This is a genomic window from Brevibacillus sp. SYP-B805, from assembly GCF_011059135.1.
Lineage (GTDB): Bacteria > Bacillota > Bacilli > Brevibacillales > Brevibacillaceae > Brevibacillus_F.
In genome coordinates, this window is sequence record NZ_JAALGD010000003.1 from 172,862 (window position 1) to 185,489 (window position 12,628).

Sequence of the window (12,628 nt, forward strand, 5' to 3'; positions counted from 1 at the left end):
ACCTTTACAGCATGTCCATAATGCGATCGGTTACCTCTTTGGAATTTTCTTTCGATCGGCAGATGATCAGAATGGTATCGTCACCCGCAATGGTGCCCATGATCTCCGGCCAGCTCAGGCCGTCAATCAGGGCGGCTACCGTGTTGGCATTCCCCGGCAGCGTTTTCATGACGATCAGGTTGTCGGCATGATCGATGCCGACAAAGCTGTCGAGCAGGGCGCGCTTCAGCTTCTGCAGCGGATTGAACTTCTGCTCGGCAGGCATTGAATATTTATACCGTCCGTCCGGCAGAGGCACTTTGACCAGATGAAGCTCTTTGATATCCCGGGAAACCGTCGCCTGCGTCACGTTAAAGCCTGCCTCGCGCAGGCGTTCCACCAGCTCGTCCTGGGTCTCCACCTCATGATTGGCAATGATGTCTCTGATCCGGATATGACGCTGTCCCTTGTTCATTCCATCTACTCCCATTCCCCTTGAAGTTTCGTGCGTATCGCTTCAAAAAAGCTGTCTTTCTGCCATTTGATCAGTGGCGTCACATGGGGGGATTTGCACACATAGATGTCATCCCCGCCCTCCAAATGGTAGCCAAACTGCCCGTCAATGGAGAGCCCCATCTCCCGGTGAACCGCATCCACCTGAATGCGGATCATCTGGCTCGCCGAGAAAACCATGGGGCGTGCCGTCAACGAATGGGGGGCTACCGGTGTCAACAGCAGCATATCCACGTTGGGGGCGACGATGGGGCCGCCTGCGGACAGCGAATAGGCCGTGGAACCGGTGGGGCTGGAGACGATCACCCCGTCTCCGCTGAACGTCGCCACGTACTGTTCATCCAGATAGACGGCGCATTGGATGATCCGGCAAAAGGATCCCTTGGCGATTCCGATATCATTCATGGCCGTGTACGTGCCCAGCACCTCTCCGCGGCGAACCAGCTTCGCCTCCAGCATGCTGCGCTCTTCGATGAAATACTGGCCGGACAGCAGCTTGTCCACGGCATCGGTCAAATTGTCCGGCTCCGCCTCCGACAGGAAGCCGAGCGTTCCCAGATTGATGCCGAGGATGGGCAGCGAGCAGCCGGCCAAACGGCGTGCGATGCCCAGAAGCGTGCCGTCTCCGCCCAACACGCAGACAAGCTGCACCACCCCGTCAAAGCGATGAAGCGGCAGCCCCAGATCGGGTCTCCCGATGTCGCCTGCGATGCTTTCATCCAATACCGCTCGTGCCCCTTTCGCTTCCAGCAGGTACAAGAGTTCCCGGGCCACAATGCGGGTTTCCGGTTTTCCTTTATTTGCAACGATTCCGATCGTTTTCACAGCGCCACCCCAAAGCTCGGTTATCTCCGTTTGCTGTATACAATTATACAACTATGTATGCATATAAAAAAAGCGCCATTCCGTAAGTCGCCCGCACAAATCGTACAAAATTACCCCGCCGACTCAAGCGAACCACCCACTCGGTCATAGCTAACGCTCTGCCCACCCGGCGACAGCTATCGCTGCACCGAGCGGGGAGCTCTCTGTGCCGAGCAGGGTCCCTTGCTGATGTCGGCGGGGCCCCTATTCGTTATTTCAATTCCCGGTGAGCGGCGGCGACAACTTCCTCCATCCGCTTCAGCCATGCGGTTGTTTCCTCTTCCGTACCCGGCGGCTCTTTGCGCAGGTGGAGCAGAAATTCGATATTCCCCTCCCCGCCGGTAATGGGCGAATAGCTGACCCCTTTCACCTGCATGCCGATCGACGACGCAAATCCGGCGATTCCCGTAAGCACCTCCAGATGAACAGCCGGGTCGCGCACGATGCCGTTTTTCCCGACGTTCTCCTTTCCCGCTTCGAACTGGGGCTTCACCAGGGCCACCGCGTCTCCGCCGTCCTTCAAGAAACGGTGAAGGACAGGCAGAATCAGCCGCAAGGAAATAAAGGAAACGTCGATGGAGGCGGCATCCGGCTTTTCGTACGGAAATGCTTCCGGCTCCAAATGACGGAAATTGGTTCGCTCCATGACGACGACGCGCTCGTCCTGCCGCAGCGACCAGGCAAGCTGTCCGTAGCCGACGTCGATGGCATACACCAGACGGGCGCCGTGCTGCAGGGCGCAATCGGTAAAACCTCCCGTGGAGGCGCCGATATCCATCATCACTTTTCCTGTAAGGTCGATGCCGAATTCCCGCAGCGCTTTTTCCAGCTTCAGGCCTCCGCGGCTCACGTATGGGTGTAGTTCCCCTTTTACCGCGATCGCCACGTCTTCGGGCAGCTTCGTCCCCGGCTTGTCGCAACGCTCGCCGGCTACCGTCACCAGGCCGGCCATGACCGCCGCTTTCGCCTTTTCCCGCGTCTCAAACAGGCCGCGCTCGACCAGCAATACATCCAAACGCTCTTTTTTCATCGTATCAAGCCCTTTGTCTGCTGCGCGGCATGAGTGCCCGGACGCTGGCGGCGATCCGTTCCGCCGTCAGCCCCACTTCCTGCCGCTGTTCTTTTACACTGCCATGTTCCACGAAATAGTCCGGAACGCCGATCATCCGCACATTGACGCTGCCGTAGCCCGCCTGGACAAGAAACTCCAGCACCGCGCTGCCGAAGCCGCCCATCGTCGAGCCTTCTTCCACGGTGACGATGTCGTAGCCTTCCTTGGCGAGGCGAAGCAGCAGCTCTTCATCGAGCGGTTTGCAGAAACGGGCATTCACCAGCATCGGACTGCTTCCTTCCGCCCGCAGGAGATCGTATGCCTGCTCCGCCACCTCGAAGATATGACCGAAGGAGAGGATCGCCACTTCGCTGCCGTCGCGCACGATCTCCGCCTTGCCGATCGGCAGCACCTTCAGCTCCTGATCCATTTTCACCCCGCGAATATTGAGGCGCGGATAGCGGAATGAGATCGGCCCGTCGTTGTAGGCAATCGCCGTTTTCATCATATGGCGCAGTTCATTTTCGTCCTTGGGCGCCATGATCACCATATTGGGAATGGCACGCATGAAGGCGATGTCATACACGCCCTGGTGGGTCTCGCCATCCGCTCCCACCAGTCCGGCACGGTCCACCGCAAAGACGACGTTCAGCTTCTGGCGGGCCACATCGTGGATCAGCTGATCGTAAGCCCGCTGCAGGAAGGTGGAATAGACCGCATAGACGGGTTTGAGGCCCTGTGTCGCCAGGCCGGCACAGAAGGTACACGCATGCTGTTCGGCGATGCCCACATCAAACATGCGGTCCGGGAAGTGCTCGGCAAACTTGAGAAGCCCCGACCCGGCCGGCATCGCGGGCGTGACGGCGATGATCCGTTCATCCTCCTTGGCCAGTTCGATCATGGTGTCGGCAAAGACAGTGGTGTAGGTGGCCGCCGATTTGGCCGATTCCCCCGACTCGATCTTGTAGGTGCCAACCCCGTGCCACTTGACCGAATCGGCTTCGGCCGGGGCATAGCCCTTCCCTTTTTTCGTGATGGCATGGATCAGCACCGGCCCTTTTGTGTTCGCAGCCGTCCGCAGGGAATCGAGCAGCAGCTCCACATTGTGGCCGTCGATCGGGCCGATGTAGGTAAAGCCCAGCTCTTCGAACAAGATGCCGGAGACCAGGAGATACTTCAAGCTGTCTTTGAGCCGTTCCGCAAATTGGGCCAGCTTGCCTCCCACGGCCGGTATCGACTTCAGCAGGTGCTCCAGTTCGTCTTTGGTGCGGCGGTAATTGTTGGTTGTGCGCAGTCTGCCCAGGTAATTGTGCAGGGCCCCCACATTGGGAGCAATCGACATTTCGTTGTCGTTCAACACGACGATGACGCTCTTTTTCTCGTGACCGATGTGGTTGAGCGCCTCAAACGCCATCCCGCCGGTCAGGGCGCCATCCCCGATGATGGCTACCACATGGTTCTTCTCCTTCTTCAGGTCGCGCGCACAGGCCATTCCCATGGCGGCCGACAGCGAAGTGCTGCTGTGTCCTGTCTCCCAGACATCGTGCGGGCTTTCGCTCATCTTCGGAAAGCCGCACAATCCTTTGTACTGGCGCAAGGTAGGGAACAGCTCCCGGCGGCCCGTCAGCATTTTGTGCACATAGGCCTGGTGTCCGACGTCCCAGATCAACTTGTCTGTCGGGCTGTTAAACACATAATGCAGGGCGAGCGTCAATTCCACCACGCCCAGATTGGGCGCCAGATGGCCGCCTGTCTTGGAGAGCGTTTCCACCAAAAATGTACGTATTTCATCCGCGAGCTGATAGAGTTGCGGGATCGTTAGTTTCTTCAGTTCTTTCGGGTCGTTGATGCGTTCCAACAACATGACAAACCCCCACTTTCAGCTACATGCATGAGGTTTATTGCTTGATTCATTATAAACGACTCTGGTACAAAACTCCACCGTTCAAGAAAATGAGGAAGAATCGGGACCCTTCAACATGCAAAAAGCTGGCGCTTTTCAACCGGCGCCAGCTTTTGTTATTTCTTGCGCTCCATCACATAATCCGCCAGCGGCATCAGGGCCGAATGGCCGAGGCCCGCCGCTTCCAGGGTCGCTTTCGCCTCGGCGATCAGCGCCGCCAGACGCTCCTTGGACGCTTGCAGTCCCAGCAGGGCGGGATAGGTGGCTTTTCGTCTGTCGGCGTCGCTTCCCACCGCTTTTCCCAGGAGCTCCGCGCTGCCTTCCACGTTCAGGATATCATCCTGAATCTGAAACGCCAGCCCGATGCAGCGGCCGTAATGCGACAATGCCTCCAGCTGCTCTTCGCTGGCTTCCGCGAGAAGGCCGCCGCCCAAAAGCGACGCGATCAGCAGATCTCCCGTCTTGTGCTGGTGGATATATTCCAGTTCGTTCATGGTCAGCGAGCGGCCTTCCCCTTCGATGTCCGCCATCTGACCGCCCACCATGCCGCGGGCCCCGGCCCGTTTGCCCAATTCGGCGATCAGCTTCACCACGGTCTGCGGGCTTACCTCGGGATGATGGAGATAGGCGTCCGCGATGTAGCCGAACGCCCGCGTCAGCAAGGCGTCGCCGGCCAGAATCGCCGTCGCTTCACCAAATACCTTGTGATTGGTCGGCTTGCCGCGGCGCAGATCATCGTTGTCCATCGCCGGCAGATCGTCATGGATCAGCGAGTAGGTATGAATCATTTCCAGTGCGACGGCGTAAGGGATTCCCCGCTCAACCGGCTTGTCCAGCGCTTCCAGCACGGCCAGCACCAGAACGGGACGCAGCCGCTTGCCGCCGGCCATCAGCGAGTAGGCCATGGAGTCGTACAGGGTCGGCGGGACCCCTTCCTTTTCCAATGCCGGGAGAAGATTTTTTTCGATCAGGGTTACTTTTTCTGCCAGATAGCTGCTGAGAGAGACGGCCATTATGCTTCTCCTTCCAGGCGAAAATCTTTCTGCTTCACCTGACCGTCTTCTTCCAGGATCTGCGTGATTCTGGTTTCGATGGCCTCCAGCTTCTGCGCACAGACGCGCGACAGCTGCACCCCTTCCTGATAAAGCTCCAGCGCCTCTTCCAGCGGGATGTCCCCTTCTTCCAGCCGGCGCACCACTTCCTCGAGACGCTTCATCGCTTCTTCAAACTGCATCGGTGTTTGCGGTTCTGTCTTTTTCCGAGCCATCCGCTTTCTCCTCTCGTACAATCTCCGTCACGTGTGCCGTTATGCTGCCATCTTTTAATCGTACCATGAGTTCGTCACCGATCGCAAACGGTTCCACCGACTTCACGAGCCGCTCCCCTTTGTACACCAGGGAGTAGCCGCGCTCCATGACGCGCAGCGGGCTCAGGGCATCCAGCTGGGCCAGCCGGGCCAACCAGGCGCTTCGGGCGGTGGCGAGACGCTCTTCCATGCGCTGGTGCAGCCGCTCTTCCATGCGCAGCGCCTGTTCCCGCTTCGCTGCCACACGGTCGCTCAACCGGAAGCGGCGCATGCGTTCGGCTGCATGCCAATACTGCTCCTTCCGGCGATCGCGCAGCTTCCCCATGGCCTGGCGCAGGCGCATCTGCCAATCGTCGAGCCGCTGCTGCGCCTCTTCCAGTCGCCGCTGCGGCTGCCGCATCGCATAGGAATGCATCAGTCTGGTCAACCGTTCCCGCTCTTCCTCGACCTGCCCCCGCATGGCCCGGTGCATGCGCAGATCCAGCTGCTTCACCCTCTCCAGCCATTCCAGATAGTGAGGGACCGCCAGTTCGGCGGCGGCGGTGGGCGTGGCGGCCCGCACATCGGCGACAAAATCCGCGATGGTAAAATCGGTTTCGTGTCCGACGGCGGAGATCACCGGAATGCGGGAAGCCGCGATCGCGCGGGCCACCACCTCTTCATTGAACGCCCAAAGCTCTTCAATCGAACCGCCTCCGCGCCCCACGATCAGAACATCAATGTCCGTACAGCGGTTGATCATGCCGATGGCCGCTACGATGGAAGCCGGGGCTTCCGCGCCCTGCACGAGCGCCGGCGCGATGACGATCTCCGCCTGGGGGAACCGGCGCCTGATGGTCGTGCAGATGTCCCGGATCGCCGCGCCGGTGGGAGAAGTAACCACGCCGACCCGTTTGGGGAACTGGGGAAGGGGGCGCTTCCGTTCCGGGGCGAACAATCCTTCCGCTTCCAGCTTGGCCTTCAGCTGTTCAAACGCCAGATAGAGAGAGCCCAGGCCGTCCGGCTGCATGTCGCGCGCGTAGAGCTGGTAGGTGCCGTCCCGCTCAAAGGCAGAAATGGAACCACGCACAAGCACCTTGGTTCCATCCTTGGGGAGAAACTTGAGAAAACGATTGTAGCTGGCAAACATGACGACCTTGATCCGGGCATCCCGGTCTTTCAAGGTAAAGTACATATGTCCGCTGGTATGGTGGACGAAGTTGGAGATTTCGCCCCTCACCCAGACGTCGGCGAGACGCTCCTCTCTCTCCAGCACCCACTTGATCCAGCGGTTCAGTTCCGTGACGGACCATACCTGGTTGGGTTTCATCAACTATCCCTTCCGTTTCTCTTCCTTCGCCAGCAGCCTGGCCGCCTTGATGGTATTTTTCAGCAGCATCGTGATGGTCATCGGCCCCACACCGCCCGGCACCGGCGTGATATAGCTCGCGATCGGCGCCACTTCGTCAAACCTCACATCCCCGGTCAGTTTGCCGGTCTCCAGCCGATTCACGCCCACATCGATGACGAACGTACCCGGCGTGACGTGTTCCCTGCCGATGATGCCCGGCTTCCCGACGGCCACGATCAGAATGTCCGCCTGCCGGGTCACCTCTTCCAGGTTGGTCGTGCGGGAGTGGCACATCGTCACCGTGGCGTTTTCCTGCAGCAGCAGCTGCGCCACCGGTTTTCCGACGATATTGCTGCGACCGACCACCACAACCCGTTTGCCGGTCAGCTCCACACCCGTCCGCTTGATCATTTCCACAATGCCGTAGGGGGTGCAGGGCAGAAACGCATCCTCGCCGATCATCATGTTGCCGACGTTGATCGGGTGAAAGCCGTCCACGTCTTTTTCCGGGAGGATGGCATCGATCACCGCTTTTTCGGAAATATGGGCAGGCAGCGGCAGCTGCACCAAAATGCCATGAACGTTCGGATTTTCGTTTAAATGCGCGATCGTCTCCAGCAGTTCCTGCTGGCTGGTGGTGTCGGGCATGCGGATCACTTCCGAACGGATGCCGACCTCCTCACACCCTTTTACCTTTCCTCTCACATAGGAATGGGAAGCCGGGTCCTCCCCCACCAAAATTACGGTTAATGCCGGTACGATGCCTTGCTGCGCCAGCTCCTTCACTTCGGCGGCCAATTCCGCGCGAATCGATTTGGCAACCTCTTTTCCGTCGATCACAATAGCAGCCATTGGAACGAACCCTCCTTCGTGCGAATCCATACCCTTAGTGTATCGGTCGAGGGGGTTCGTGTAAAGGCGAATTTTTAGCCATTTTCTATTTTAAAATGTTCGGTTTTTGTGCTGCGCCCACCCCAACATGGCGACGCCGTAAGCATTATCGCCGGAATAGGCCGGATCGCAAAAGAATAATCGTGCCCGCACGGCCGGATGTTCCAGCCGCTTGATCAGCCGCTCCCGCACGTACTGGTTGGCCGCCACCCCGCCAACGATCAGGATCTCCTCGGGATATCCCTGTTCCCGGGCTGTCCGCAGCACCTTTTCCAGCGTGTTGGCGATGCACTGTTCCGTCGCGCGGGCAATCTCCGAAGGCGGCACGTTTCCCTGTTCGATGGCCCGCAGGAGCGACGCTTCCGGCCCCGAAAAGCTGAACGTCAAGCCGTTCACCGCAGAGGGGACGCGGAACGTTCCGGCCGCCTGCCGCGCCAGCTTCTCCAGCGCCGGTCCCGCCGGAAAGGGCAGCCCGAGCGCCACCCCCACGCGGTCCACCAGCTGTCCGGCATGCAGATCCGCCGTTCCCCCGATCTTTTCGATGGCATACCCGCTCTCCCTGCGGGTGCAGAGCAGGAGTTCGCTGGTGCCTCCGGACAAATGCACGGCCAGGAACCGATCCTGGCGGGGGCGTGCCGCCGCCGTCAGCTCTCCGGCCGCAATATGGCCTTCCTGATGGGTGGTCAGATAATAAGGCACCTTGTGAAAGACGGCAAACGATTTGGCCAATCCTTCCCCCACCTTGAAGACCGGCATGTAGGAGCCTTCCACCGGGCGCGGCTTCTCGCTCGCGCAGACGGCCACGATCTCCCACTCGGCAAGCCGCATCGCTTCGCTTAATTCCGGCAGATTCATCACATGCTGAAAGACGGCCTCCGACTGCTGCAGGCCGCGCTTCCCCTCCTTGACGCGCAGGAGGCGTTTGGCTTCCGCCACAATCCGTCCGTCTTCCCCCGCCAGACACAACGATGTCCGATAGTTACTCGTGTCAATCCCCAGCACTACCTTCGCCATCGCCGCCACCCGTTACGCCTGCGTCGTCTGCCGGTTCTGCAGGTAGCTGGACAGGACCCCGTTGACAAAGCGGTACGATTGTTCGTCGCTGAACAGCTTGGCCAGCTCGATCGCTTCGTTCAGCACCACTTTCTCCGGAATCTCCGCCACATGCATCAGTTCAAAGAACGCCAGGCGCAGGATGGCGCGATCCACGTTGGCGATGCGCTCCAGCTGCCAGCCCCGCAGATACTTCTTGATCTCGGCGTCAATCTCCGGCAAGTGCTGCAGCGTGTTTTTCACCAGGTAGCGCATGTATTCGGTGTCCGTCTCATCGTTCTCTTCCAGGACCATCGCGATGGCGTCATCCAACTGGACATCCGCCATGTCGATCTGAAAGAGACACTGGACTGCCTTTTCTCTTGCTGTTCTACGTTTCATATGCCGTTTCACCTACTGTATATGTACTGTTCTCATAAGGGCGGAGGACCCGCCTGCCGAACGAAACTACCGAAACTTGCCCGGGAGGATGCGATCAAGGATTTCCCGCAAATCTTCCTTCTGATCCAGCTTCCGTCCGATGTAATAGCCGGTGGAAACAAAGACGAGAAACACGAGCGTATCCCAAAAGCCCACCAACAGGTACAAGATGCCAAAAAACAGGCCCGCCGCCACACCCAATAGTTTCCCCTTGTGTTCCCATAAAATCTCCCACATCATCGGTTTCACCTTCTATTCGACCCGTCTCGTACGGAGCGAGGCGTTTTCATGCTGGGCCACTTCCGTCACAACCACCGTCACTTCCGCGATGTCGACGCCGGCAATCGCTTCTACCTGCGCTTTCACTTCATGCTGCAGCTTCTGCGTCATTTCCGGCAACGGGGTCTCCCCATCCACGGAGACGCGCAGCTGGATCAGATTCCCGCTCTCCAGCGCCTTGACGGCCGTTTTTAGCTCGCGCACCCCTTTTACCCTGCGCGCGGCCCGTTCGGCGATCGTCTGGATGGTGTTCAGGGTAATCAGGATCTCGCCAATTTCGCTTCGCTGCCGGATGCCTTTCTCCGCCTTCTTCTTTTTGAACGAAAACGCGCTGAAAAAGAACCGCAGGCTGATAATCAGGAAGATGAGGCCGACAAGCAGATAAGGGATGTTCGGCCGGCCATCCGCATAAAGGTTTTGCAGGATCATTTGGCCATATTCCAGCGGAACCATGTTGGCGGCCACCCCGATCCATACCACGGACAGCACGATCAGGGCAAAACTGTAAAGGGTCAAGATAAAGCGGTCAAACAGGTTCATTCGCATCTCTCCTTCGCCAATTCCTCCCAGATGAGGAAAATGCCCCCGAAAAGTGGGGGCATGGATGTTTCGTGGGATTAGCGGACCCGCTGGTACTCCTCCGCCGGTGGAGCCGGCTGATTCTTCTCTTCCGCCTTCAGCTCCACATCGACGATATGTACGTTTACTTCCACCACCGTCAGTCCGGTCATACTTTCAATCGCATTGCGAACGCTGTCCTGAATCTTGCGCGCCACCTCCGGAATCCGGTGGCCGTATTTCACAATGATGGAGACATCGACCGCAGCTTCACGCGAACCCACTTCCACGCGAACGCCGCGCGCGACGTTTTTGCGGCCGAGCCGTTCTGCTATATCACCAACGAAGCCTCCGCTCATGTGGGCAACCCCTTCCACTTCAGAGGCCGCCATACCGGCGATGACTTCCAACACTTCGGGAGCGATCTGGACCTTACCAAGCTCTGTTCTCTCTACATCCGGTGTAAACTCTTCCATGCTTCGCACCTCCCACTGGGTTTCCTTTCCATTATAGCAACAGCGGCTCCTTTTTACAAATGGCGTTGTCCCTACTCATCCAGATTCACTTCATGGGTCTCCAGGAATTTCGTATCAAAATGACCGCTGATGAAGACCTCGTGTTCCATCATCTTGAGATGGAACGGGATCGTCGTCGTGATCCCTTCAATGACAAATTCCCCCAACGCCCGCTTCATCCGGTCGATGGCTTCCTGCCGGGTCTTGCCCCACACAATCAGCTTGGCGATCATCGAATCATAGTAGGGCGGGATCGTATACCCGCTGAAAGCGGCGCTGTCCACGCGCACGCCAAACCCGCCCGGCGCCAGATAGTTGGTGATGCGCCCGGGAGAAGGCATGAAATTCCGGGCCGGATTCTCCGCATTGATGCGACACTCGATCGCCCAACCGTTCAGCTTCACGTCATCCTGCGTGAAAGAGAGCGGATGGCCGGCCGCCACCAAGATCTGCTCCTTGATGAGATCGAAGCCGGTGACCAGTTCGGTGACCGGGTGTTCCACCTGGATGCGCGTATTCATTTCCATAAAATAGAACCGGCCATATTTGTCCAGCAAAAATTCGACGGTCCCGGCGCCGTGGTAGTTGACGGCCTTGGCCGCCGCCACCGCCGCTTCCCCCATCTGGCGGCGCAGCTCTTCGCTGAGGGCCGGAGATGGCGCCTCTTCAATCAGCTTCTGATGGCGGCGCTGAATGGAACAATCCCGTTCTCCCAGATACACCACGTTGCCAAACTTGTCGGCCATCACCTGGATTTCCACGTGGCGCGGGCCTTCGACGAACTTTTCCAGGTAAACCCCGGGATTGCCAAACGCCGTTTTGGCTTCATTCTGCGCCTGGCGAATCGCCTTCTCCAGATCCTCGTCATTGACGGCCACCCGCATCCCGCGGCCGCCGCCGCCCGCCGTCGCCTTGACCATGACCGGATAGCCGATCTCATTGGCGGTCCGGATGGCATCGGCGATGTCCTCAATCAAGCCGTCGGTCCCGGGAACCGTCGGGACGCCCGCCTTCTTCATGGTATCCTTGGCGGTGGACTTGTCCCCCATCTTGGTGATGGCTTCCGGATCGGGACCGATAAAGGTGATGCCGCAAGCGGCGCAAATCTCGGCAAAATCGGCGTTTTCGGCCAGAAACCCGTAGCCGGGGTGAATGGCGTCCACGCCTACCTTGGTGGCAACGGCCATGATGTTCGCCATGTTCAGATAGCTTTCCTTGGACGCCGTCGGCCCGATGCAGTACGCTTCGTCCGCCATCTTCACGTGCAGGGCGTCGCGATCCGCCTCGGAATAGACGGCCACAGAGCGGATGCCAAGCTCACGGCACGCACGGATGATGCGCACAGCGATTTCGCCGCGGTTGGCAATCAATACTTTCTGAAACATACTCGACTCCCCCGTCTATTCTGTCTTCACCAAAAAGAGCGGTTGGCCGTACTCCACAAGCTGGCCGTCCTCCACCAAGACTTTGACGATCTCGCCCGTGACCTCCGCTTCGATCTCGTTAAAGAGCTTCATGGCCTCCACGATGCACACCACTTTGTTCGGCGTCACTTTGTCCCCAGGCTGAACATAGGCAGGCTTGCCCGGTTCAGGAGAACGATAGAAGGTACCGACCATCGGCGACACGATCTTGTGCAGATTCGACTCGTCCACCGCCGGTGCCGCCGGTGCGGCCTGTACTGCCGGCGCAGCTTGTACGGGCGCAGGAGCGGCCGGCGCTTCTGCCACCGCTGCCGGTGCCTGCACGGGAGCCGCTGCGACCGGATGAACGACCGGCTGGACGCTTGCGGCAGGCGCCTGCTCCACGACGGCGGCTGCTTTCTTGATGCTTACTTTGGCCCCATCCATCTCCACTTCAAATTCCTGGATGGAGGATTGATCAATCAACTTGATGATTTCACGGATTTCATGGATCTTGAACACACTAAGCACTCCTTCGCGAAGGGAATCGGCGACACCATGAT

The 12,628-nt window shown here is 58.8% G+C and carries 15 protein-coding genes; all 15 read right to left on the minus strand.

The window, feature by feature from the left end; genetic code table 11:
• Positions 1-4 precede the first annotated feature (4 nt).
• Positions 5-454 carry a transcriptional regulator AhrC/ArgR gene (gene ahrC, locus G3578_RS05815; RefSeq protein ID WP_165209899.1) on the minus strand — a complete coding sequence of 150 codons (450 nt, stop codon included), beginning with the start codon at positions 452-454 and terminating at the stop codon, positions 5-7.
• 5 nt (positions 455-459) lie between these two features.
• Positions 460-1,317 carry an NAD(+)/NADH kinase gene (locus G3578_RS05820; RefSeq protein ID WP_165209902.1) on the minus strand — a complete coding sequence of 286 codons (858 nt, stop codon included), beginning with the start codon at positions 1,315-1,317 and terminating at the stop codon, positions 460-462.
• A 250-nt stretch (positions 1,318-1,567) separates the two neighbouring features.
• Complete coding sequence (locus G3578_RS05825; protein ID WP_165209904.1) at positions 1,568-2,386, minus strand: TlyA family RNA methyltransferase; 819 nt, start codon at positions 2,384-2,386, stop codon at positions 1,568-1,570.
• Between the two features lie 4 nt (positions 2,387-2,390).
• Positions 2,391-4,271 (minus strand): 1-deoxy-D-xylulose-5-phosphate synthase, encoded by a 1,881-nt coding sequence (dxs, locus tag G3578_RS05830; protein ID WP_165209907.1) that lies wholly within the window; start codon positions 4,269-4,271, stop codon positions 2,391-2,393.
• 155 nt (positions 4,272-4,426) lie between these two features.
• Positions 4,427-5,323, minus strand: a complete 897-nt coding sequence (locus G3578_RS05835; protein WP_165209910.1) for a polyprenyl synthetase family protein — start codon at positions 5,321-5,323, stop codon at positions 4,427-4,429.
• The gene (xseB, locus tag G3578_RS05840) at positions 5,323-5,577 is read right to left on the minus strand and encodes an exodeoxyribonuclease VII small subunit (protein WP_165209913.1); all 255 of its coding nucleotides are present in this window, start codon (positions 5,575-5,577) and stop codon (positions 5,323-5,325) included. Before xseB ends, G3578_RS05835 begins: the two co-directional genes overlap by 1 nt.
• Entirely contained in the window at positions 5,534-6,925 is a 1,392-nt protein-coding gene (xseA, locus tag G3578_RS05845; RefSeq protein ID WP_165209915.1) for an exodeoxyribonuclease VII large subunit, read from the minus strand. Before xseA ends, xseB begins: the two co-directional genes overlap by 44 nt.
• A gap of 3 nt (positions 6,926-6,928) precedes the next feature.
• The gene (folD, locus tag G3578_RS05850) at positions 6,929-7,798 is read right to left on the minus strand and encodes a bifunctional methylenetetrahydrofolate dehydrogenase/methenyltetrahydrofolate cyclohydrolase FolD (RefSeq protein ID WP_165209918.1); all 870 of its coding nucleotides are present in this window, start codon (positions 7,796-7,798) and stop codon (positions 6,929-6,931) included.
• A 90-nt stretch (positions 7,799-7,888) separates the two neighbouring features.
• The gene (locus G3578_RS05855) at positions 7,889-8,851 is read right to left on the minus strand and encodes a Kae1-like domain-containing protein (RefSeq protein ID WP_165209921.1); all 963 of its coding nucleotides are present in this window, start codon (positions 8,849-8,851) and stop codon (positions 7,889-7,891) included.
• Positions 8,852-8,863: 12 nt separating this feature from the next.
• A complete protein-coding gene (gene nusB, locus G3578_RS05860; protein ID WP_165209924.1) occupies positions 8,864-9,271 on the minus strand; it encodes a transcription antitermination factor NusB in 408 nt (135 codons plus the stop codon).
• Positions 9,272-9,337: 66 nt separating this feature from the next.
• Complete coding sequence (locus G3578_RS05865; protein ID WP_165209927.1) at positions 9,338-9,550, minus strand: DUF2273 domain-containing protein; 213 nt, start codon at positions 9,548-9,550, stop codon at positions 9,338-9,340.
• A 12-nt stretch (positions 9,551-9,562) separates the two neighbouring features.
• On the minus strand, positions 9,563-10,129 hold the full coding sequence (amaP, locus tag G3578_RS05870; protein ID WP_165209930.1) for an alkaline shock response membrane anchor protein AmaP: 567 nt from the start codon (positions 10,127-10,129) through the stop codon (positions 9,563-9,565).
• Positions 10,130-10,206: 77 nt separating this feature from the next.
• Positions 10,207-10,623, minus strand: coding sequence for an Asp23/Gls24 family envelope stress response protein (locus G3578_RS05875; protein ID WP_165209933.1), 417 nt, complete (start codon positions 10,621-10,623; stop codon positions 10,207-10,209).
• A gap of 71 nt (positions 10,624-10,694) precedes the next feature.
• On the minus strand, positions 10,695-12,047 hold the full coding sequence (gene accC / locus G3578_RS05880; RefSeq protein WP_165209936.1) for an acetyl-CoA carboxylase biotin carboxylase subunit: 1,353 nt from the start codon (positions 12,045-12,047) through the stop codon (positions 10,695-10,697).
• 15 nt (positions 12,048-12,062) lie between these two features.
• Positions 12,063-12,587 carry an acetyl-CoA carboxylase biotin carboxyl carrier protein gene (gene accB, locus G3578_RS05885; RefSeq protein WP_165209939.1) on the minus strand — a complete coding sequence of 175 codons (525 nt, stop codon included), beginning with the start codon at positions 12,585-12,587 and terminating at the stop codon, positions 12,063-12,065.
• Between the last annotated feature and the right edge of the window lie 41 nt (positions 12,588-12,628).

Coding starts and splice junctions, on each gene's coding strand:
- dxs (WP_165209907.1), bottom strand. CDS start 4,271: ATGTTGTTGGAACGCATCAACGACCCGAAAGAACTGAAGAAACTAACG.
- amaP (WP_165209930.1), bottom strand. CDS start 10,129: ATGAACCTGTTTGACCGCTTTATCTTGACCCTTTACAGTTTTGCCCTG.
- folD (WP_165209918.1), bottom strand. CDS start 7,798: ATGGCTGCTATTGTGATCGACGGAAAAGAGGTTGCCAAATCGATTCGC.
- G3578_RS05825 (WP_165209904.1), bottom strand. CDS start 2,386: ATGAAAAAAGAGCGTTTGGATGTATTGCTGGTCGAGCGCGGCCTGTTT.
- xseA (WP_165209915.1), bottom strand. CDS start 6,925: ATGAAACCCAACCAGGTATGGTCCGTCACGGAACTGAACCGCTGGATC.
- accC (WP_165209936.1), bottom strand. CDS start 12,047: ATGTTTCAGAAAGTATTGATTGCCAACCGCGGCGAAATCGCTGTGCGC.
- ahrC (WP_165209899.1), bottom strand. CDS start 454: ATGAACAAGGGACAGCGTCATATCCGGATCAGAGACATCATTGCCAAT.
- G3578_RS05875 (WP_165209933.1), bottom strand. CDS start 10,623: ATGGAAGAGTTTACACCGGATGTAGAGAGAACAGAGCTTGGTAAGGTC.
- G3578_RS05865 (WP_165209927.1), bottom strand. CDS start 9,550: ATGATGTGGGAGATTTTATGGGAACACAAGGGGAAACTATTGGGTGTG.
- xseB (WP_165209913.1), bottom strand. CDS start 5,577: ATGGCTCGGAAAAAGACAGAACCGCAAACACCGATGCAGTTTGAAGAA.
- G3578_RS05835 (WP_165209910.1), bottom strand. CDS start 5,323: ATGGCCGTCTCTCTCAGCAGCTATCTGGCAGAAAAAGTAACCCTGATC.
- nusB (WP_165209924.1), bottom strand. CDS start 9,271: ATGAAACGTAGAACAGCAAGAGAAAAGGCAGTCCAGTGTCTCTTTCAG.
- G3578_RS05855 (WP_165209921.1), bottom strand. CDS start 8,851: ATGGCGAAGGTAGTGCTGGGGATTGACACGAGTAACTATCGGACATCG.